Source organism: Azonexus hydrophilus (assembly GCF_038368255.1).
In the GTDB taxonomy this organism is placed as follows: domain Bacteria; phylum Pseudomonadota; class Gammaproteobacteria; order Burkholderiales; family Rhodocyclaceae; genus Azonexus; species Azonexus hydrophilus.
Genome location: NZ_CP151406.1, coordinates 906239 through 926920, shown reverse-complemented (window position 1 = coordinate 926920; position 20682 = coordinate 906239). Strand labels below are relative to the sequence as shown.

The 20682-nt window shown below is 64.4% G+C and carries 22 protein-coding genes; 10 read left to right on the top strand and 12 right to left on the bottom strand.

Features of this window, described 5'->3' with window-relative positions:
- Nucleotides 1-3 precede the first annotated feature (3 nt).
- The 4 genes from secB to AADV58_RS04445 are packed head-to-tail and all read right to left on the bottom strand — an operon-like array spanning nucleotide 4 to nucleotide 1450.
- Nucleotides 4-462: a protein-export chaperone SecB gene (gene secB, locus AADV58_RS04460; protein ID WP_028994919.1), complete on the bottom strand. Its 459-nt coding sequence runs from the start codon at nucleotides 460-462 to the stop codon at nucleotides 4-6.
- Between the two features lie 26 nt (nucleotides 463-488).
- On the bottom strand, nucleotides 489-755 hold the full coding sequence (grxC, locus tag AADV58_RS04455; protein ID WP_028994918.1) for a glutaredoxin 3: 267 nt from the start codon (nucleotides 753-755) through the stop codon (nucleotides 489-491).
- Nucleotides 752-1177: a rhodanese-like domain-containing protein gene (locus tag AADV58_RS04450; RefSeq protein WP_051295364.1), complete on the bottom strand. Its 426-nt coding sequence runs from the start codon at nucleotides 1175-1177 to the stop codon at nucleotides 752-754. Before AADV58_RS04450 ends, grxC begins: the two co-directional genes overlap by 4 nt.
- 3 nt (nucleotides 1178-1180) lie before the next feature.
- A complete protein-coding gene (locus AADV58_RS04445; protein ID WP_051295369.1) occupies nucleotides 1181-1450 on the bottom strand; it encodes an ArsR/SmtB family transcription factor in 270 nt (89 codons plus the stop codon).
- 127 nt (nucleotides 1451-1577) lie between these two features.
- Between AADV58_RS04445 and AADV58_RS04440 the strand changes: the two genes are divergently transcribed.
- From AADV58_RS04440 to AADV58_RS04425, 4 genes are read left to right on the top strand one after another with little or no spacing between them, the layout of a single operon-like run.
- Nucleotides 1578-2915, top strand: coding sequence for a murein hydrolase activator EnvC family protein (locus AADV58_RS04440; RefSeq protein WP_081700165.1), 1338 nt, complete (start codon nucleotides 1578-1580; stop codon nucleotides 2913-2915).
- The gene (locus AADV58_RS04435; protein WP_051295363.1) at nucleotides 2912-4291 is read left to right on the top strand and encodes a S41 family peptidase; all 1380 of its coding nucleotides are present in this window, start codon (nucleotides 2912-2914) and stop codon (nucleotides 4289-4291) included. The genes AADV58_RS04440 and AADV58_RS04435 overlap by 4 nt, the downstream gene beginning before the upstream one ends.
- A gap of 28 nt (nucleotides 4292-4319) precedes the next feature.
- A complete protein-coding gene (locus AADV58_RS04430) occupies nucleotides 4320-4724 on the top strand; it encodes a hypothetical protein (protein WP_088177964.1) in 405 nt (134 codons plus the stop codon).
- Nucleotides 4721-5566 carry a HesA/MoeB/ThiF family protein gene (locus tag AADV58_RS04425; protein ID WP_281981167.1) on the top strand — a complete coding sequence of 282 codons (846 nt, stop codon included), beginning with the start codon at nucleotides 4721-4723 and terminating at the stop codon, nucleotides 5564-5566. The genes AADV58_RS04430 and AADV58_RS04425 overlap by 4 nt, the downstream gene beginning before the upstream one ends.
- Here AADV58_RS04425 and ribD read toward each other — a convergent pair.
- The 5 genes from ribD to AADV58_RS04400 are packed head-to-tail and all read right to left on the bottom strand — an operon-like array spanning nucleotide 5463 to nucleotide 10122.
- Complete coding sequence (gene ribD / locus AADV58_RS04420; protein ID WP_281981169.1) at nucleotides 5463-6551, bottom strand: bifunctional diaminohydroxyphosphoribosylaminopyrimidine deaminase/5-amino-6-(5-phosphoribosylamino)uracil reductase RibD; 1089 nt, start codon at nucleotides 6549-6551, stop codon at nucleotides 5463-5465. The two genes, AADV58_RS04425 and ribD, sit on opposite strands and share 104 nt — an antisense overlap.
- Nucleotides 6548-7012 carry a transcriptional regulator NrdR gene (gene nrdR / locus AADV58_RS04415; RefSeq protein ID WP_028994911.1) on the bottom strand — a complete coding sequence of 155 codons (465 nt, stop codon included), beginning with the start codon at nucleotides 7010-7012 and terminating at the stop codon, nucleotides 6548-6550. Before nrdR ends, ribD begins: the two co-directional genes overlap by 4 nt.
- Before the next feature lie 6 nt (nucleotides 7013-7018).
- On the bottom strand, nucleotides 7019-8269 hold the full coding sequence (gene glyA, locus AADV58_RS04410; RefSeq protein ID WP_028994910.1) for a serine hydroxymethyltransferase: 1251 nt from the start codon (nucleotides 8267-8269) through the stop codon (nucleotides 7019-7021).
- A gap of 40 nt (nucleotides 8270-8309) precedes the next feature.
- Nucleotides 8310-8963: a histidine phosphatase family protein gene (locus AADV58_RS04405; protein WP_028994909.1), complete on the bottom strand. Its 654-nt coding sequence runs from the start codon at nucleotides 8961-8963 to the stop codon at nucleotides 8310-8312.
- 4 nt (nucleotides 8964-8967) lie between these two features.
- Nucleotides 8968-10122, bottom strand: coding sequence for a TRAP transporter substrate-binding protein (locus AADV58_RS04400; protein ID WP_341744178.1), 1155 nt, complete (start codon nucleotides 10120-10122; stop codon nucleotides 8968-8970).
- Between the two features lie 110 nt (nucleotides 10123-10232).
- On the opposite strand from AADV58_RS04400, the gene AADV58_RS04395 reads away from it, so the two are divergent.
- Nucleotides 10233-11306 (top strand): DUF294 nucleotidyltransferase-like domain-containing protein, encoded by a 1074-nt coding sequence (locus AADV58_RS04395; RefSeq protein ID WP_341744177.1) that lies wholly within the window; start codon nucleotides 10233-10235, stop codon nucleotides 11304-11306.
- 6 nt (nucleotides 11307-11312) lie between these two features.
- Here AADV58_RS04395 and pmbA read toward each other — a convergent pair whose 3' ends face one another.
- The gene (gene pmbA / locus AADV58_RS04390; RefSeq protein ID WP_028994907.1) at nucleotides 11313-12656 is read right to left on the bottom strand and encodes a metalloprotease PmbA; all 1344 of its coding nucleotides are present in this window, start codon (nucleotides 12654-12656) and stop codon (nucleotides 11313-11315) included.
- Nucleotides 12657-12724: 68 nt separating this feature from the next.
- Here pmbA and yjgA point away from each other — a divergent pair, with 68 nt between their 5' ends.
- Entirely contained in the window at nucleotides 12725-13261 is a 537-nt protein-coding gene (gene yjgA, locus AADV58_RS04385; RefSeq protein ID WP_043421183.1) for a ribosome biogenesis factor YjgA, read from the top strand.
- On the top strand, nucleotides 13248-13850 hold the full coding sequence (gene mog, locus AADV58_RS04380) for a molybdopterin adenylyltransferase (protein ID WP_424243831.1): 603 nt from the start codon (nucleotides 13248-13250) through the stop codon (nucleotides 13848-13850). The genes yjgA and mog overlap by 14 nt, the downstream gene beginning before the upstream one ends.
- 4 nt (nucleotides 13851-13854) lie before the next feature.
- Here mog and AADV58_RS04375 read toward each other — a convergent pair whose 3' ends face one another.
- Complete coding sequence (locus AADV58_RS04375) at nucleotides 13855-15396, bottom strand: hypothetical protein (RefSeq protein ID WP_341744176.1); 1542 nt, start codon at nucleotides 15394-15396, stop codon at nucleotides 13855-13857.
- Nucleotides 15397-15510: 114 nt separating this feature from the next.
- Between AADV58_RS04375 and AADV58_RS04370 the strand changes: the two genes are divergently transcribed.
- From AADV58_RS04370 to AADV58_RS04360, 3 genes are read left to right on the top strand one after another with little or no spacing between them, the layout of a single operon-like run.
- Nucleotides 15511-16305, top strand: coding sequence for a thymidylate synthase (locus AADV58_RS04370; RefSeq protein ID WP_028994904.1), 795 nt, complete (start codon nucleotides 15511-15513; stop codon nucleotides 16303-16305).
- A 3-nt stretch (nucleotides 16306-16308) separates the two neighbouring features.
- Nucleotides 16309-17901 (top strand): glucose-6-phosphate isomerase, encoded by a 1593-nt coding sequence (pgi, locus tag AADV58_RS04365; protein ID WP_028994903.1) that lies wholly within the window; start codon nucleotides 16309-16311, stop codon nucleotides 17899-17901.
- Nucleotides 17902-17903: 2 nt separating this feature from the next.
- Nucleotides 17904-18392 carry a dihydrofolate reductase gene (locus tag AADV58_RS04360; protein WP_028994902.1) on the top strand — a complete coding sequence of 163 codons (489 nt, stop codon included), beginning with the start codon at nucleotides 17904-17906 and terminating at the stop codon, nucleotides 18390-18392.
- On the opposite strand, the gene AADV58_RS04355 is transcribed toward AADV58_RS04360, so the two are convergent.
- Nucleotides 18393-20621, bottom strand: a complete 2229-nt coding sequence (locus AADV58_RS04355; protein ID WP_028994901.1) for an arginine/lysine/ornithine decarboxylase — start codon at nucleotides 20619-20621, stop codon at nucleotides 18393-18395. It lies immediately after the preceding gene.
- Between the last annotated feature and the right edge of the window lie 61 nt (nucleotides 20622-20682).

The window sequence follows — 20682 nt, the reverse complement described above, 5'->3', positions numbered from 1 at the left end:
GCCTTACTGCAGCGGGGTGTCGGGAGCCGGCTGCTGCTCCTGCAGGCGCTGCATGTACATCGCCTCGAAATTCACCGGCTGCAGGACGATGGGCTGGAAACCGGCGCGCGTCACGGCGTCGGAAACGGCTTCGCGGGCGTACGGGAACAGGACGTTCGGGCAGGCGATGGAAACCAGCGGTTCCAGTTGCTCTTCCGGCACGTTGAGGATGCGAAAGATGCCGGCCTGGCCGACTTCGACCAGGAACACGGTCTTTTCACCGATGGCGGCGGTCACCGTCACGGTCAGGACGACTTCAAAGGTACCTTCGCCAACACCACGGCCGGTCGAATTCAACTGGACCGTCACCTGCGGCGCTTCCTGCTCCAGGAAAATTTCCGGCGCGTTCGGCACTTCGACCGACAGATCCTTGATGTAAAGCTTCTCGATGCCGAAGACCGGCTGTTCGTTGTTCTGTTCCATGTTTCTCTTTCTGGTGGTTAATCGGTTCAGGCTTCGCCGGCCAGCAAGGGCAACAGCTTGCCGGCGGCATCAAGCGCATGCAGGTCGTCGCAACCGCCGACATGCGTCTCGCCAATGAAGATTTGCGGCACGGTACGCCGCCCGGTTTTCTGCATCATTTCATCCCGACGTTCCGGGTCGAGATCAACCCGGATTTCCTCGATCTCGCTAACCCCACGCGCATTCAGCAGGCGCTTGGCGCGAACGCAGTAAGGGCAGATTTCGGTGGTGTACATCCGGACCGGCTGGTTCATTTCTTCTTGCTTCCCTTGTGCAGCGGGTAACTGGCCGCATTCCAGGCATCGACACCGCCGCTCAGGTTATACAGCTTCTCGAAACCCTTCTGCTTGAGCTCGCGACAGGCCTTGTTCGAGCGCATGCCGGCGGCACAGCAGACGATCAGCGGCTTGTCCTTGAACTTCTCGATCTCGTGCAGACGATCCAGCAGCTTGCCCCCCGGAATGTTGATCGCATCCGGGATATGACCGCCGGCGAACTCGCTGCTCTCGCGCACGTCGAGCACCCGGGCATCCTCGCGATTGATCAGCAGGGTGGCCTCACCCGGATTGACGGCGGTGCCGACCGGACGGAAGAACATCGGCCACAGCAGACCGAGGCCGCTGATGATGACGATAGAAACGAGCAGGATGTTCTGGTTGATGAAATCCATCGGCATTACTTAACTCTCCACACCACAAAAAACTTCGCGCATCATGCCGACGAGCTGCAGGGTGCGCTGATCGCCCACCCGATAGAAAACACGATTGGCGTCCTTGCGCGTCAGCAGCACGCCCTTTTCGCGCAGAATGGCCAGATGCTGGGAAATATTGCTCTGCGAGGTGCCTACCTGCTCGACAATGTCCTGCACGCACGCCTCCTGGTCGCCGACCACGCACAGTATCTTCAGGCGCAGCGGGTGGGCGATCGCCTTCAGTGCGCGAGCCGCCATTTCGATGTGTTCCTGCTTGTCGATCAGATTGAAGGAAGGCGCGTCCAAGATAAAACCCCAGATTGGTTGAACGGTTGATTATAGAATAAGCCCTGCCTTTCATAGAACCGATTCCAGAATTTCCCTGATGCCCCACCTTCCAGTCGGCATGGCTGCCGATTCGGCCGCTTCCCTATCGCGACTGCTGCTCGCCTGCGTACTTCTGCTGGCCTGCGCCGTCGGCGACGTGCACGCCCAACGCTCGGCCAGCGCCCCCGAAGTCGCAGAAAAACGCGCCGACCTCGACGAGCTGCGCAACCGGATCGAATCCCTGCGCAAGGAATTGTCGTCCAGCGAAGGCAGCCGGGCCGACGCCGCCGACCGCCTGCGCGAATCGGAACGCCAGATTTCCCGCCTGCAGCGCAAGCTGCATGAACTTGGCCAGCAACGCGGACAATTGCAGAATCAGCTGCAGGCACTTGAAAACCAGTCGGCCGAACTGGGCCTGACGCTCAACCAGCAGCAGCAGCAACTGGAAAAGCTGCTCTACCGCCAATACCTTCGCGGCAACCCGGACTCGCTGCAATTGCTGCTCAACGGCGACGACCCGAATCAACTGGCGCGCGACCTCCATTACCTTTCGGCCATCGCCGCCGCCCGAGCCGAAATGATGGGCGAGATCCGCAACACCATCCGGCAAAAGGAACGCCTGGCAGCCAGCACGCGCGAGCGGACCACAGAATTGGCAGCGGTCGAAAGCGAACAGAAGCAGAACCACGCCGAACTGGAGAAACAGCGCCAGGAGCGCAAGGCACTGCACGCCGAGATATCCGACAAGGTCCGCGCCCAACGCCGCGAGATCGGCGCCCTGCAGCGCGACGAAAAGCGCATGACCCAACTGGTCGAACGCCTGTCACGCATCCTCGCCCAGCAGGCCGCCAAGGCCGCGGAAGATGAGCGCCGGCGCCGCCAGGCAGCGGCCGAAGCGGCCCGCCGCCCGCAAACCGCCTCGCCGGGAACACGCGAACCGGCGCCGCCGGCCCAGGCCAGCGGGGCGGAAAACCGTTACGAGCCGGTCGCCAACGACGGCAGTTTCGCCAAGCAACGTGGCAAACTGCGCCTGCCGGTGCGCGGCACGGTCATCGGCCGCTTCGGCCGCCCCCGCGACGGCGGCGGCCAATGGCGCGGGTTGTTCATCCGTACCGACACCGGCAGTCCGGTCAAGGCCGTGGCCAACGGCCGCGTCGTCTTCTCCGAGTGGATGCGCGGCTTCGGCAACCTGCTGATCGTCGATCACGGCGACGCCTACCTGTCGATCTACGGCAACAACGATTCGCTGCTCAAGCAGGTCGGCCAGGCCGTCAGCGGCGGCGAGACGATCGCCACCGTCGGCAATACCGGAGGCAATCCGGAATCCGGTTTATACTTTGAAATCCGCCACAAAGGGCAACCGATCGACCCCATGTCATGGGCCAGTCTGAAATGAGCAAATTCAAAACCTTGAGCCTTACCGTCGGCGCCTTCGTTGCCGGCGCCCTGATCACGCTGCAGCTGCCGGCCTTCGCCGAGAAGGATGCGCGTGCCGGCCTGCCGATCGAAGACCTGCGTACTTTCGCCGAGGTTTATAGCGCGATCAAACAGGGTTACGTCGAGCCGGTCGATGACAAGAAGATGATCGCCAACGCGATCTCCGGCCTGTTGTCCAATCTCGACCCGCACTCTGCCTACCTCGATGCCGATTCGTTCAAGGATCTGCAGGTCGGCACCCAGGGAGAGTTCGGCGGCCTCGGCATCGAAGTCGGCATGGAAGACGGCCTGGTCAAGGTCGTCTCGCCGATCGAGGACACGCCCGCCTACCGGGCCGGCGTCAAGGCCGGCGACCTGATCTTCAAGCTCGACGACACCCCGGTCAAGGGCCTGAGCCTGTCCGATGCGGTCAAGAAGATGCGCGGCAAGCCCAAGACCGCCATCCGCCTGAGCATCCTGCGTAAAGGCGAGAGCAAGCCGTTGGAAATCACGCTGGTCCGCGAAGTCATCAAGGTGCAGAGCGTCAAGTCAAAAATTGTCGAACCCGGCTACGCCTGGGTCCGCATCACCCAGTTCCAGGAAGCCACGGTACCCGACCTGGCCAAGCATCTGAGCAATGTTTACAAGGAAGGCGATCTCAAGGGCCTGGTGCTCGACCTGCGCAACGATCCGGGCGGCCTGCTCCACGGCGCCATCGGCGTTTCCGCCGCCTTCCTGCCGCCGGACACCAAGGTCGTATCGACCGATGGCCGGACCCCGGACGCCAAACAGGAGTTCCTCGCCCGGCCGCGCGACTACCTGCGCGGCACCCGCGAAGATCCGTTGCGCAACCTGCCGGTCGGCGTCAAGAAAGTCCCGATGGTGGTACTGGTCAATGGCGGCTCGGCCTCGGCTTCGGAAATCGTCGCCGGTGCACTGCAGGATCACAAGCGCGCCGCCATCGTCGGCACCCAGACCTTCGGCAAGGGTTCCGTCCAATCGGTCCTGCCGCTACCCAACAACACCGCGATCAAGCTGACCACGGCCCGCTATTACACGCCGGAAGGCCGTTCGATCCAGGCCAAGGGCATCACCCCGGACATCGTCGTTGAGGAAAGCCCCAACGGCAGCAGCGCCGCCCGTGTTCGCGAGGCCGATCTGGAACGCCACCTCGAGGACAAGCGCGAAGCCGCCAAGGACGAAAGCAAGCCGGCACCGGCCAAACCGGCTGGCAAGCAGGACAAGGAAGAAAGCGACGAAATGCCGGCCCGCCTGGAATACGCCAGCCAGAACGACTACCAGTTCCAGCAGGCGCTGAACATCCTCAAGGGCCTGCAGATCATGCAGGGCAAGTAGACATCAGGCATCCGAGCACGGAGGGATGATGGGCAACAACGCAGACCTCAGGAAGAAAAGGGAGATCCTGTTCTCCAAGTTCCCGCCCGGCCAGGTGCCGGAGGCGGCGGACGACCTGAAGAACATGGACGAAATCGACGTCGAGCCGAAGTACGAGAAGCGTGCGCTCGGCGTCGAGTACGAACTGACCCAGCACACGCTGGCCGAGCTGGAAGACCATCTGGAAGACAAGGGCTACCACCTCGACAACACGCTGATGAGCAAGCTGACACGCGCGCTGATCCATTACGTCGAGGACACCCAGTTGCACAACATGGTCGTTCCTGAAAAACGCCTCAAGCCGACGCCTGAAGGCGCTTACGTGCAAGCCTGGGAACACCGCCCGCACGGCGACCACGACGATACGCCGCCGGAGTGGCGCGAGTACAAGTGACCGACGAGCAGCTTCTCCGCTACAGCCGGCACATCCTGCTCGACGCGCTCGGCATCGAGGGGCAACAGCGCATTCTCGACACTCACGCCTTGATCGTTGGCGCCGGCGGCCTCGGCTCGCCGGCAGCGCTTTATCTTGCCTCGGGCGGCATCGGCAGGATCACGCTGGTCGACGACGATGCGGTCGACCTGACCAACCTGCAACGCCAGATCATCCACACCGAGGCTCGCGTCGGCATGGCCAAGGCCGAATCCGGCCGGCTGGCGCTGGCCGCACTGAACCCCACGATCGAAGTCGTTCCGCTGCAACAGCGCCTGGCCGGCGCCGAGCTCGACGCGCTGGTTGCCAGCGCCGACATCGTCCTCGACTGCACCGACAATTTCGCCACCCGCCACGCCATCAACCGCGCCTGCGTGCATCACCGCAAGCCATTGGTGTCCGGCGCCGCCATCCGCTTCGACGGCCAGGTCAGCGTCTACGACCTGGCCCGCGACGACGCCCCGTGCTACCACTGCCTGTTTCCTGAAGGCGAGGATGTCGAGGAAGTCCGCTGTGCGGTGATGGGCGTGTTCGCCCCGCTGACCGGCATCGTCGGCACGATGCAGGCAGCCGAAGCACTGAAGCTCGCCGCCGGCATCGGTGAATCGCTGAGTGGCCGCCTGCTGCTGCTCGACGCCCTGAACATGGAATGGCGGACCGTGAAGTTCCGCCGCGACCCCGACTGCGCGGTCTGCGCGCCTAACTCGGCCGTGCGATCAGGCGAATATCTGCGCCAATCTGCCGCAGATCGAGAATCTTCAGCGCCTGCTTGTCGGCTAGCGTCGTCAGCGCCGGCAGGCTGAACAAGCCGGCCGCGTCGTCGCCAATCAGGCAGGGCGCGAGGTAGAAGACGAATTCGTCGACCAGTCCTTCGCGCAGCAAGGAGCCGTTGAGTTTGCTGCCGGCTTCGGCATGCACCTCGTTGATGCCGCGCCGTCCCAGTTCCTGCAACAGCGCCGCCAGGTCGACCTTGCCCCGGGGATTGGGCAGGAAAACGATTTCGGCACCGGCGGCGCGCAGCCGCGCAGCCCGCTCCGCGTCATCGACCGCAGCAAAGATCAGCGTTCCGCCGCCGGCCAGGATCTTCGCCGTCGGCGGCGTTTCCAGGCGGCTATCGACCACCACCCGGAGCGGTTGGCGCGGGGTGTCGACGTCACGCACGTTCAGGCCGGGGTCGTCGTCACGGACGGTGCCGACCCCGGTCAGCACGGCGCAGGCTCGCGCCCGCCAGCGATGACCATCGCGACGCGCATCCGGGCCGGTGATCCACTGGCTGACGCCGTTGTTCAGCGCCGTCTTGCCGTCCAGGCTGGCTGCCGCCTTGAGCCGCAACCACGGCCGACCACGGGTCATGCGCGAGACGAAGCCGATGTTCAGCTCACGTGCCTCGTTTTCCAGCAGGCCGCTGGCCGTCTCGATCCCGGCCGCCTGCAGCAGGGTCAGACCGCGCCCGGCAACCAGCGGATTGGGATCGCCCATCGCCGCAACGACGCGTGCGACGCCGGCAGCGATCAGCGCTTCCGCACAGGGCGGCGTACGCCCGTGGTGGCTGCAAGGTTCCAGCGTGACGTAGGCGGTGGCGCCACGCGCCCGCTCGCCGGCGGCACGTAAAGCATGGACTTCGGCATGAGGTTCGCCCGCCTTCTCGTGCCAGCCTTCGCCGACGATTTCACCCGCGCGGACCAGCACGCAACCGACACGCGGATTGGGCGAGGTCGTCCACAGGCCGCGTTCAGCCAGTTGCAGCGCCCGCGCCATCATGCTGCTGTCGAGGGCGGAAAAGCTCATTTCTTGCGGGAAACCGGCGAGACTTCCTTGATCGCCTTGGAGAAGGCGTCGACGTCCTCGAAATTGCGATAGACGGAGGCAAAGCGGATGTAGGCAACCTTGTCGAGCTTCTTCAGCTCGCGCATCACCAGTTCGCCCAGTTGCTGCGTGCTGACCTCGCGCTCGCCGGCGGTCAACAGCTTTTCCTCGATGTCGGCGATTGCCGCGTCGACCGATTCGATCGACACCGGCCGCTTGCGCAGCGCCAGCTCGAGGCTGGCGCGCAGCTTGGCACGGTTGAAGTCGGCGCGCAGGCCGTTCTTCTTGACCACCTGCGGCAACTGGATTTCGGCCCGTTCGTAGGTGGTGAAACGCTTGTCACAGGCAGCGCACTTCCTGCGGCGACGGACGATGTCGCCCTCTTCGGAAACCCGGGTGTCGACCACCCCGGTTTCGTCATTGCCGCAGAAAGGACACTTCATGGGCTTTTAGGCACCGTAGACCGGGAAGCGCTTGCACAGCGCCGACACCTGCTCACGGACACGGGCGGCAACCGCTTCGTCGTTCGGCGCGTCGAGCACGTCGGCGATCAGGTGAGCGATCTGCTCGGCTTCGATCTCGGTGAAGCCGCGCGTCGTCATCGCCGGCGAACCGATGCGGATGCCGGAGGTAACCATCGGCTTCTGCGGGTCGTTCGGGATGCCGTTCTTGTTGACGGTGATGTGGGCATTGCCCAGCGCCGCTTCGGCTTCCTTGCCGGTCAGGTTCTTGGCGCGCAGGTCGACCAGGAAGACGTGGCTTTCGGTACGGCCGGAGACGATGCGCAGGCCGCGCTCTTCACCCAGCACGCGGGCCATGACGCGGGCGTTCATGATCACCTGCTCCTGGTAGTTCTTGAACTCGGGCGTCGCCGCTTCCTTGAAGGCAACAGCCTTGGCAGCGATCACGTGCATCAGCGGGCCGCCCTGCAGGCCTGGGAAGATGGCGGAGTTGATCGCCTTCTCGTGTTCGGCCTTCATCAGCACGACGCCGCCGCGCGGACCGCGCAGGGTCTTGTGCGTGGTCGTGGTGACGACATCGGCGAACGGCACCGGGTTCGGGTAGAAACCGGCAGCGATCAGACCGGCGTAGTGAGCCATGTCGACCCAGAAGATGGCGCCGACTTCCTTGGCGATCTTGGCAAAGCGCTCGAAATCGATGCGCAGCGCGTAGGCCGAAGCACCGGCGACGATCAGGCGCGGCTTGTGCTCGCGGGCCAGCGCTTCCATCTTGTCGTAGTCGATTTCTTCCTTTTCGTTGAGGCCGTAGGAGACGACGTTGAACCACTTGCCGGACATGTTCAGCGGCATGCCGTGGGTCAGGTGGCCGCCTTCGGCCAGGCTCATGCCCATGATCGTGTCGCCCGGCTTGCAGAAGGCCATCAGCACGGCCTGGTTGGCCTGCGAACCGGAGTTCGGCTGGACGTTGGCGGCATCGGCGCCGAACAGCGCCTTGATGCGGTCAATGGCAATCTGCTCGGCAACATCGACGTGCTCGCAACCGCCGTAGTAGCGCTTGCCCGGGTAGCCTTCGGCGTATTTGTTGGTCAGCTGCGAGCCCTGGGCTTCCATGACCGCCTTGCTGACGTAGTTTTCGGACGCGATCAGTTCGATGTGATCTTCCTGACGCTTGTTCTCGGCCTCGATGGCCGTCCACAGTTCAGGGTCAACTTTTGCCAGGGTGTCTTTCGCGGAAAACATGGAGGAATGCCTCAAGCCATTGAAAAGGGCAGGAATTTTATCACGAAGGCAGCTCGTCCAGCGCACCGTCGGCCAGATGCCCGGTTTCACCCCAGCTGTCCACCGCCCACCGCCCGTCGCACACGGAAATCCAGTTGATGCCGGCATTCGGAATCAGGAAGTCGCGCGGCATCTCGAGCGGGTTGCCGCGCACAAAACGGTTGATCACGTCGAGCACGCCACCATGGACGACGACGGCAACGTTCTGGCCGGGATGCCGGGCGGCGATTTCACTGAGCTTGCCGGTAACCCGGGCGAACATCGCCTTCAGGCTTTCGCCGTTCTCGAAATCGTAATCGGCATTGCGCCCCTCGAAAGCGGCATAGCCCTCGGGATAGCGCCGGGCGGCCTCGACATAGGTCAAGCCTTCGAAAACACCGTAGCGGCGCTCGCGCAGTTCCGGCGTGGACACTGCCTGCATGCCCAGGCAGCGACCGATTTCGGCCGCCGTATCCCAGGCCCGGCGCAGATCGCTGGCGTACAGCGCGGTAATCCCCGCCGGCGCCAGCCAGCGCCCGGCCGCCATCGCCTGCCGGCGTCCGGTATCGTTCAGACCGATATCGATCTGCCCCTGGATGCGTCGTTCGGCATTCCATTCCGTCTCGCCGTGGCGGACGATGCACAAACGCGTGCACGGCTTCTGATCGTCGCTCATGGGATCAGGCCTGCGACTGGAGGAAGACATCCATGCGGTTCTCGGCAACGCTGAACCAGGCATTCTGGCTGCGCCGGTACTTGTCGTAGGCGGTCAGGATTTTCTTGAATGCCGGATTCTTCTTCGCCTCATCGGCGTAGATCTGTTGCGCCGCCTTGTAGGCCGCCTTGAGGATGGGTTCGGAAAACTCCTGCAGCTTGACCCCGCTCTGCAACAGCTTGGTCAGGGCAATCGGATTCTGGTGATCGTAGCGGGCCATCATGGCCACGTTGGCCTCGTAAGCCGCAGCCCGGAAAACTTCCTGGTACTCGCGCGGCAGCTTTTCCCATTCCGCCTGATTGACGAAGAAATGGATGGTCGGCCCTGGCTCCCACCAGCCGGGATAGTAATAATTCTTGGCCACCTTGTAGAAACCCAGGCGCTCGTCGTCGTAGGGACCGACCCACTCGGCGGCATCGATCGTGCCGCGCTCGAGCGCCGGATAGATGTCGCCACCGGCGATCTGCTGCGGCACCACACCGAGTTCGGAGAACACCGCTCCGCCCAGGCCGGCGATGCGCATCTTGATCCCCTTGAGGTCGTCGACCGTAGCCACCGTCTTGCGCCACCAGCCGCCCATCTGCGCCCCGGTATTGCCGCCGGCAAACGATAGCAGCCGGTAGTTGGCGTAAAAATCGTCGAGCAGCTCCTGACCGCCGCCGTAGTAGATCCAGGCATTCATCTGCCGGGCATTCAGGCCGAACGGCATCGAGGTGCCGAAGCCGAAGGTCTTGTCCTTGCCGACATAGTAGTAGGAACAGGTGTGCGCCACCTCGACCGTGCCTTGCTCGACGGCATCGAGCGCCTGCAGGCCGGGCACGATCTCGCCGCCCTGGAAGACACGGATATCGAAACGCCCGCCGGTCATCGCCCGGACGCGGTTGGCGAGCACTTCGGCGCCACCGAAAATGGTGTCCAGGCTGCGCGGAAAACTCGACGTCAAACGCCAGCGAATCGCCGGCAAACCGGGCTGAACCGCCGGCGCCGGCGGCGGTTCCGGCGGGGCCGCAGGGGCGGCGACAGGTTCGACTGCCGGCGGCGCTTCGTCCCGGCCACAAGCGGCCAGCGAAGCAGCGGCGGTACCCAGCGCGGCTTTTACCAGGAAATCTCGGCGTTGCATGTCATGTCTCCTCCTGCCTGCGCAGGATAGGGCTGTTTTACGATATGCCTGCATTTTTCCGCAAACCCGGCGATTTGGCGAGCATCTGGCACAGATTCCCGGCAGCGCTTATGCTTACAGGCAACATCCGCCTGGCGAAAAACCTCCTGAACACGCATTTCCAGCACTTCCTCCGGCATCTCGCCGACGCCCCGACGCCCCAGGCCCTGGCCCGGCTGGCCGAGGCTCTGGGCGGTCTGTGGCTGGCCGCAGCCCAGGACGGGACAGCGGAAAGCGCCGCCGGGCTGGTCAGCGATGCGGCCGACGCCCTGACCCGGCGCCTGCTGCAACTGGCGCAGGCCGAACTTGGGCCGCCGCCGGTGGCCTATGCCTGGATTGCCTACGGATCGCAGGGCCGGCGCGAACTGACGCTCAACTCCGACCAGGACAATGCCCTGGTGTTCGCCGAGGATTACCGCGAAAACCGCCACGGCGCCTATTTCGCCGAACTCGCCGGGCGCGTCTGCAGCGGCCTGGCCGACTGCGGTTTCATTCTGTGCCCAGGCAACATGATGGCCAGCAACCCGGCCTGGCGGCTGCGCAGCAGCGACTGGGCGCAGCACTTTCACGACTGGATCGTCGCCAGCGACCGGCACAAGGCCCGGCTGGCCGGCAACTTCTTCGATCTGCGCGGCATCGACGGCGACGCCCGGCTGCTGAGCCCGCTGTTCGCCACCCTGGCCGAGCTCTGCCCACGCCACGATTCGCTGCTCGCCCACTGGGTCGCCAATGCCAACGTGGCACCCTCGGCGCTGGGCATGTTCCGGCGCTTCATTGTGGACGACAGCGGACGCCTCGACCTCAAGCACGCCGCCACCATCCCGCTGGTCGAACTGGCGCGCATCCACAGCCTGGCGGCCGGCTTTGTCCACACCAGCAGCACGCTGCCGCGTCTGCTCGCCGCTGCCGGCAAGCGCTGGTTGAGCGAAGCGGGCGCTCACGATCTGGCCGGGAGCTGGGCCTTCATTGGCGAACTGCGTGTCCGCCAGCAACGGCAGGCGCTGATGCGCGGAGAAGCACCGGACAACCATATCGATCCGTCTGCGCTATCGCCCGAGACGCAGGAAAAGCTGCGCCAGACGCTGCAACTGATCGCGCTGCACCAGCGGGCGCTGTTGCAGATCTATCCGCACATGCCCAGCTGAGGCCGATTACTCGCCAGCGATGGTCATCCGGTCAAGCAGGATCGAACCGGTCTGCTTGCTGCCGCGCACCTGCACATCGCGACCGACGGCGACGATGCCGGCGAACATGTCGCGCAGATTGCCAGCGATGGTGATTTCCTCGACCGGGTGCACGATCTTGCCGTTCTCGACCCAGAAACCAGCCGCGCCGCGCGAGTAATCGCCATTCACGTAATTGACGCCATGACCGAGCATCTCGGTCAGCAGCAAGCCCCGGCCCATGCGCGCCAGCAGGCCGTCGCGGTCGAGTTCGCCGGGTTCGATGATCAGGTTGTGGCTGCCGCCGGCGTTGGCTGTCGTCTGCATGCCCAGCTTGCGGGCGGTATAGGTGGACAAGAAGTAGCGCTGGAGCACGCCGTCGACCACCACATCGCTGTCGCGGGTGGCGACGCCGTCGCTGTCGAAGGCGGCGCTGGCCAGGCCGCAAGGGATGTGCGGACGCTCGACGATGCGCACGAAGTCCGGCATGATTTTCTTGCCCAGATGGTCGATCAGGAACGAGGCCTTGCGGTACAGGGCGCCGCCGCTCGCCGCATGCACCAGGCTGCCGAGCAGGCCGGCGGCCAGCGGCGCCTCGAACAGTACCGGGTATTCGCCGGTGCGCAGCTTGCGCCCGCCGAGCCGGGCCACCGCCCGTTCGGCGGCGATGCGGCCGACACTCTCCGGGCTTTCCAGGCGAGCGGCATCGCGGTGCGTGGTGTACCAGTCGTCACGCTGCATCTGGTCGCGCTCGCCGGCGATCACCGAAGCCGAAATGTAGTGGCGCGAGGTCGGATAACCGCCCATGAAGCCCAAGCTGTTGGCCGAGACGAAGTGCGCCTGCTGGGTCGAAATCGTCGCCCCTTCCGAATTGTCGATCAGCGGGCTGGCGTCGAACGCCGCCTGCTCGCAGCGGCGGGCCAGTTCGATCGACTCATCGACGCTCAGCGCCCACGGATGGTACAGGTCGAGATCGGGCCCTTCCTTGGCCATCAATGCCGCGTCGGCCAAGCCGGCGCAGTCGTCCTCGGCGGTGAAGCGGGCGATGTTCAGCGCCGCCTCGACCGTATCGCGCAGCGCCTGCGCGGAGAAATCCGAGGTGCTCGCATAGCCCTTGCGCTGCCCGGCATAGACGGTGATGCCGATGCCCTTGTCGCGATTGAATTCGATAGTCTCGACTTCGTCGCAACGGACCGTCACCGACTGCCCGAAACCCTCGGAAACATCGACTTCGCAGGCCGTCGCCCCCTTGTTCCGGGCGTGTTTCAAGACATCTTCGGCAAGCTGCTGGAGCACGGGGAAAGCGTGGGAAAAAGCGGCGGTTTCGGGCATGGAAGCGGCGTCGTTTCGGGGAAAAGTCGCTATCATAGCAGCCCGCCATTGCCGTACCGGACCCAGCCATGCAAGAAGAAGACTTCTCCGAAGATTACACGCGCCCTTCCAAGACCAAGTTGAAGGAAGCCATGCACGAATTGCGCGATCTCGGTGCCGAACTGGTCGAGCTCCCGGTCAGCCAGCTCAAGCGCATCGACTTGCCGGAAAACCTGCTGACCGCCGTCCGCGATTGTCAGAAAATCACCGCCCACGGTGCCCGCCGTCGGCAACTGCAATACATCGGCAAACTGATGCGCGGCGTCGATGACGAGCCGATCCGCGCCGGTCTGGCCAAACTGCGCGGCGAATCGGCGGCCGAAGTCGCCCGCATCCATCGCCTGGAACGCTTCCGCGTCCGCCTGATGGAAGACGAAACGACGCTGACTGAAATCGCCAATCAGTGGCCGGGCGTCGACATCCAGCACCTGCGTCAGTTGCGCCGCAACGCCCTGAAGGAACAGGAACTCAACAAGCCGCCGAAAAGCTTCCGCGCCATTTTCCAGATCCTGAAGGAACTCGACGGCACGCCGGCAGCCACGGAGAACGAAGATGGCGACGAATGACAGCCTGCGGGTCGGCCTGCGGGTCGGCCTGGTTTCGATCAGCGACCGTGCCTCGACCGGTGTTTACGAAGACAAGGGCATTCCGGCCCTGCAGGAATGGCTGGGCGGCGCCCTGACCTCACCCTGGCAGCTCGAGACCCGGCTGATCGCCGACGAACGGCCGTTGATCGAACAGACGCTGATCGAACTCGTCGACGACTGCGGCTGCCACCTGGTACTGACCACCGGCGGCACCGGCCCGGCGCTGCGCGACGTCACCCCGGAAGCCACGCTGGCCGTCGGCGACAAGGAAATGCCGGGATTCGGCGAGGAAATGCGCCGGATCAGCCTGAACTTCGTCCCGACCGCAATCCTCTCGCGCCAGGTGGCGGTGATCCGCAAGCAGGCCTTGATCATCAACCTGCCGGGCCAGCCCAAATCGATCCGCGAGACCCTGGAAGGCGTCCGCGACGCCGACGGCACGGTGCGCCATGTCGGCATCTTCGCTGCCGTGCCTTACTGCATCGACCTGATCGGCGGCCCCTGGATCGAAACCAACGATGCGGTGATCAAGGGTTTCCGCCCCAAATCCGCCGTTCGCCCGGCCTGAGCGCTCAGGCCGGAACGATACGGTAGCGCGCCAACTCGTAATCGTTGGTGTGTTCGACGACAACCAAGGGTTCGAGCACGACGCGCTGTCCATCCTGGCGATATTCGTAGGACTCGCGCGGGTCGAAGGTATAGGGCGGCAGGATCACCCGCAGTTCCCCGGGCGGATTGCCCTCAAGCAGCAGCAGCGACGGAATGCCGGCCACGGCGGCATAGCTTGACGCCATTTTCGGCCGCAGTTCGACCGACTCGATCAAGCGGGCCAGCGTCTCGATACCGACCCGGGCCTCGGTCGCCGACTCGCGGTGATAGCGGCGCACGCAACCGAGCAGCCAGTTCTCGCCGCCCTCCGGCTGCAGGGCCAGCAGCGCGCCGACCTTGAGCCATTCACCGGGAATGCTGTTGAGCGAGGCGCCGAAACCACCCCGGCTGACATTCTCGACCACCCAGCTTTCGATCTGCAGGCCGGCCGGCCTGCCACCGAATTCGCCGGAAAAGGCGACAAAGGCATTGACCAGTCCGTTGAGCACCGACATCCGGTGCTTGACCCGGTGCCGGTCGTGCCGTCGCTGCGGCGGAATCGGCGCCAGGTAGGCCGCCAGGTGACGCAATACCGGAATCAATGCCTTGGCCGGGTACTGCGCGCCGAGCATGATGTCTTCGGGCAGGTCGCCACCACGTTCGAGCAAGCCCAGCAAGGCCTGAATCTCGCCATGTGCCGCGCCGGGGCGGAAGAAGCGCAGACTGGCCTTGGCCTCCGCCGGCATCCTGGCCAGTCGCAACGGCGGTTGGGCCAGTGTCAGATCGACCCAGTACACGCAATCGTGCTCGGCCTGCTCGGGGAAATCGAAACGACTCAGGAAATGGACGATGAAGCGCTCGGCCAGTTCGATCTCGAGCGGCAACAGGCTGTCCATCGACGCGGCCTGGAAAACCATGGCCTTGCGGTATTCGGCCAGCACCGAGGTGTTACCCGACACGCCGCCGATGTTGACGACCCGGGACGCAAAACCATGTTCGCCAGCCAGCAGCACCAGCCGCCCCATGCGCTGCCATAAATCGGCCGGCGTCGGGCCGTAGTGGAATTGCTCCCATTTCAGCACCGCCCGCAGGGCAGCCAGCAGGCGCGTGCACAGTGCCGGCAGGATGTACTTGCTTGTTTCGGCAGTCAGCCCCCGGGCCAGCAGGAGATCGAGCGTCTGCTCATACACCTTGGCCAGCAGCGACCAGAAGCCCCCGTTGATGGCCCACAGGCGCTTTTCCTCGGCCTTCGACAGGCGGACGGTATGCAGATATTCGCGCGCCAGCCGGCGCAGATGCGGGACGGCGGCGTCTTCCAAGTGGCGGATCGCGTCGAAACGCCGATCGACCGGAAAATCCTCAGCCACCAGCAGCGAATCCAGCCAGCCGCCGATCTCGTCCATGGCCTTGAAAGCATTGTCTTTGGGCAGTTCGCTGACGATGTGCTGCAACTCGCGGGCATCGGCCAAAGGATGGCCATGCCGCTTCTCGAACAGTCCGCCCAGGTTTCCCATCTTGTTCAGCAACGCACTCTCCCCCGCATCTTCAGCCGCTCATTCTAATCCAATCGACATGCGACACAAGAAGCCCCCGTCAGCTTGGGTTAGAATGCCCGCATCGCCATCATCACCAAGCACCCGATGCAGCAATACCTCGACCTGATGCGCCATGTCCTGGAAAACGGACAGGACAAATCCGACCGCACCGGCACCGGCACCCGCTCGGTGTTCGGCTGGCAGATGCGTTTCGATCTGGCCCAGGGCTTTCCCGCGCTGACCACGAAAAAGCTGCACCTGAAATCTATCATCCACGAACTGCTGTGGTTCCTTCAGGGCGACACCAACATCGCCTACCTGAAAGAGAACGGCGTCCGCATCTGGGACGAGTGGGCCGACGAGAACGGCGACCTCGGGCCGGTTTACGGCAAGCAATGGCGGCGCTGGGAATGCCCGGACGGCCGCCTGGTCGACCAGATCGCGCAACTGGTGCACAGCCTCAAGCACAACCCCGATTCCCGCCGGCACATCGTCTCGGCCTGGAATCCCGGCGACGTCGACAGCATGGCGCTGCCGCCCTGCCACTGCCTGTTCCAGTTCTACGTCGCCGACGGCAAGCTGTCCTGCCAGCTCTATCAGCGCAGCGCCGACATCTTCCTCGGCGTGCCGTTCAACATCGCCTCCTACGCGCTACTGACGATGATGCTGGCCCAGGTCTGCGGCTACCGCCCGGGCGACTTCGTCCATACCTTCGGCGACGCCCACCTGTACACCAACCATTTTGAACAGGCCCGGCTGCAGTTGTCGCGCGAACCGCGCGCCCTGCCGACGATGTGGATCAACCCCGAGGTCAAGGACATCTTCGCTTTCCGCTTCGAAGATTTCCGGCTCGACAACTACGACCCGCACCCGCACATCGCGGCGCCGGTTGCCGTCTGAATCATGGGACGCCTGACCGAGACGCCGGCCTGGCAGGCCCTCGCCCGCCACGCGTCGAACATCGCCCCGCGCCACCTGCGCGAGCTGTTTGCCGACAATCCGCAGCGTTTCGAGCAGCTCACGCTGCAGCACGGGCGACTGCTGCTCGATTTTTCCAAACAGCGCGTCGATGCCACGACCTTGCAGTTGCTGCGCGAACTGGCGGCCACCGCTGACTGGCAGGGCTGGATCGCCCGCATGCGCGACGGCGAGGCGATCAACCACACCGAGCGGCGGGCAGTCGGCCATTGCCGTCTGCGCGCCGGCAACGATGCGCCGGATGAAGTGCGTGCCGTACTGCAGCGCATGGAGGATTTCTGTGATCGCGTCCACGGCGGACAATGGCGCGGCTTTTCCGGCGAGCGCATCACCGACGTCGTCAATCTCGGCATCGGTGGTTCCGACCTCGGCCCGCGGATGGCGGCGCAAGCCCTGGCGGCTTACCGCCAGCCCGACCTGCGCGTGCATTTCGTCGCCAACCTGGACAGCGCCGACCTGGCCAGTGAACTGGTCCGGCTGAACCCGCGCACGACCCTGTTCATCGTCGCCAGCAAGACCTTCACGACGCTGGAGACGCTGACCAACGCCCGCACCGCGCGCGACTGGCTGCTCCATGCCGCGATCGACGAAAGCGCAGTCGCCCGGCACTTCGTCGCCGCCTCGACCAATCTCGAAGCCACCGCCGCCTTCGGCATCGCCCCCGAGAACGTTTTCCCGTTTGCCGACTGGGTCGGCGGGCGTTTCTCGCTGTGGTCGTCGATCGGGCTGCCGGTCGCGCTGGCCGTCGGCTTCCGCAATTTCGCGCAACTGCTGGCTGGCGCCCACGACCTCGACGAGCATTTCTTCTCGGCCCCGGCCGAGCGCAACCTGCCGCTGACCCTGGCCCTGCTCGGCCTGTGGAACAGCAATTTCCTCGACGCGCACAGCCAGGGCATCTTCCCCTACAGCCATTCGCTGCGCCTGCTGCCGACGCACCTGCAGCAGCTGGAAATGGAAAGCAACGGCAAGCGCGTCGACCGTGACGGCCAGTTCGTCGATTACTCGACCAACCCGGTGCTCTGGGGCGAGCCCGGGACCAACGGCCAGCACTCTTTCTTCCAGTTACTGCACCAGGGCAGCGAGCTGGTCGCCTGCGACTTCATCGCCCTCGGCCGCTCGGACTTCCCGCTGCCCGGCCACCACAGCAACCTGCTCGCCAACTGCCTGGCCCAGTCGTCGGCGCTGGCCTTCGGCCAGACGGCGGAAGAAGCCCGCGCCGCCGGTATCGACGAGGCACTGGTGCCCTACCGCACCTTCCCCGGCAACCAGCCGTCGACGACCATCGTCCTGCCCGAACTGAGCCCGTTCACCCTCGGTCAGCTGATCGCCCTCTACGAACACAAGGTGTTCTGCCTGGGCGTCCTGTGGAATCTCAATTCCTTCGACCAGTGGGGCGTCGAACTGGGCAAGCAACTGGCCAGCCGGCTGGCGCCGACGCTGCGCGGCGAGCGCCAGGACGAGGAACTCGACGCCTCGACCCGCGGCCTGATCGCCCACCTGCGTCAATTCCGGAACTGAACATGCCAGAAATCATCCTGATCGCCGCCGTCGCCGCCAATCGCGCCATCGGCAAGGACAACCAGTTGCTGTGGAGCATCCCGGAGGACATGGCGCATTTCAAGGCGCTGACCGCCGGCCACGCCGTACTGATGGGACGCAAGACCTGGGAATCGCTGCCGGCGCGCTTCCGCCCTTTACCCGGGCGGCGCAACATCGTGATCAGCCGCCAGGCCGACTATTCAGCGCCGGGCGCCGAACTGGCCAATTCACTGGCCTCCGGCATCGCCCTGGCCGAATCTGCCGAGAAACTGTTCATCATCGGCGGCGCCGACATCTACGCCCAGGCGATGGCGCTGGCCGACCGTCTGGAAATCACCGAAATCGCACTCAATCCCGAAGCCGATGCCTGGTTTCCGGTGATCGGCGACGAGTGGCGCGTCAGCGAGAAAAAAACCCCGTCCGCCAGCGGCGAAACGGGGTTTGCCTTCGTCAGCTACACGCGCGACTGATCAGCGCACGCAATCCACGTAATAGCGTCCGTCCTTGTCCTTGACCAGGCCATGGACGTCGGTTTCGAAACCGGGGAAGGCGGCGTTGAACTCGCGGGCGAAACGCAGGTAATCGACGATGGTCTTGTTGAACCGCTCACCCGGAATCAGCAGCGGGATGCCCGGCGGATAAGGGGTCAATAGCACCGCGGTGACGCGACCTTCGAGTTCGTCGACGGCGACGCGCTCGATCTCGCGGTGTGCCATCCTGGCGAAGGCATCGGCCGGCCGCATCGCCGGCACCATGTTCGACAGGTACATCTCGGTGGTCAGGCGGGCGACGTCGTTCTGCTTGTAGACATTGTGAATCTGCGCGCACAGATCGCGCAGGCCGACGCGCTCGTAGCGCGGGTTCTTCTGCACGAACTCCGGCAGCACGCGCCACAGCGGCTGGTTCTTGTCGTAATCGTCCTTGAACTGCTGCAGCGCGGTCACCAGCGTGTTCCAGCGGCCCTTGGTGATGCCGATGGTGAACATGATGAAGAAGCTGTACAGGCCGCACTTCTCGACGATGACGCCATGCTCGGCGAGGTACTTGGTGACGATCGCCGCCGGAATGCCGATGTCGTCGGCAAAATCGCCATCGACGTCGAGCCCCGGGGTGATGATCGTCGCCTTGATCGGGTCGAGCATGTTGAAGCCGTCGGCCAGGTTGCCGAAGCCGTGCCAGCGTTCGCCCGGCTTGAGCATCCAGGCCTCGCGCTCCTCGATCCCTTCTTCGGACAGGTCGTCCGGCCCCCAGACCTTGAACCACCAGTCGGCGCCCCATTCCTGTTCGACCTTGCGCATGGCGCGGCGGAAATCGAGCGCTTCGCCGATCGACTCCTCGACCAGCGCGGTGCCGCCCGGCGCTTCCATCATCGCTGCGGCGACGTCGCACGAGGCGATGATCGAGTATTGCGGCGAGGTCGAGGTATGCATCAGGTAGGCCTCGTTGAAGATGTCGCGGTCGAGCTTCTGTTCCTCGGCATCCTGGACCAGGATCTGCGACGCCTGACTGAGGCCGGCCAGCAGCTTGTGGGTCGATTGCGTCGAGAACACCATCGATTCCTTGCAGCGCGGCCGGTCGGCGCCGATGGCATGGTAGTCGCCGTAGAAATCATGGAAAGCAGCGTGCGGCAGCCAGGCTTCGTCGAAGTGTAGGGTGTCGATCTTGCCGTCGAGTTCGGCCTTGATGTCCTCGACGTTGTAGAGCACGCCGTCGTAGGTCGACTGGGTGATGGTCAGCACGCGCGGCTTGGCGTTCTTGTCGGTGATGAACGGATTGGCGGCGATCTTGGCCTGGATGCTCGCCCAGGAAAACTCGCTCTTCGGGATCGGACCGATGATGCCGAAGTTGTTGCGCGTCGGCATCAGGAAGACCGGGATCGCGCCGGTCATCATGATCGCGTGCAGGATGGACTTGTGGCAGTTGCGGTCGACGACGACGATGTCGCCCGGCGCGACGGTCGAATGCCAGACGATCTTGTTCGAGGTCGAGGTGCCGTTGGTGACGAAATACAGGTGGTCCGAATTGAAGATGCGCGCCGCGTTGCGCTCCGAGGCGGCGACCGGGCCGGTGTGGTCGAGCAGCTGACCGAGTTCCTCGACCGCGTTGCAGACGTCGGCGCGCAGCATGTTCTCGCCGAAGAACTGGTGGAACATCTGGCCGACCGGCGACTTCAGGAAGGCCACGCCGCCCGAATGGCCGGGGCAGTGCCACGAATACGAGCCGTCGGCGGCGTAGTGGGTCAGCGCCCGGAAGAACGGCGGCGGCAGGCTGTCGAGGTAGGCGTTGGCTTCGCGCTTGATGTTGCGGGCGATGAACTCCGGCGTGTCCTCGTGCATGTGGATGAAGCCGTGCAGCTCGCGCAGGATGTCGTTGGGGATGTGGCGGCTGGTGCGTGTCTCGCCGTGCAGGAAGATCGGAATCTCGGCGTTCTTGTGGCGGATTTCGGAAACAAAGGCGCGCAGTTCGGCCAGCGTTTCTTCGGGTTCGAGCGCCAGTTCCTCGTCGTCGATCGACAGGATGAAGGCCGAGGCCCGGCTCTGCTGCTGGGCGAACGAGGTCAGGTCACCGTAGCTGGTCACCCCCAGGACTTCCAGCCCTTCTTGCTGCATGGCGTCAGCCAGCGCACGGATGCCGAGGCCGGAGGCGTTCTCGGAACGGAAGTCCTCGTCGATGATGATGACCGGAAAGTGAAAGCGCATGGTGGTTCCCCAAAAGCGGCGACCCGCCGCAGCGGGTCGTAGAGTAAGCGGTTTACGTTAC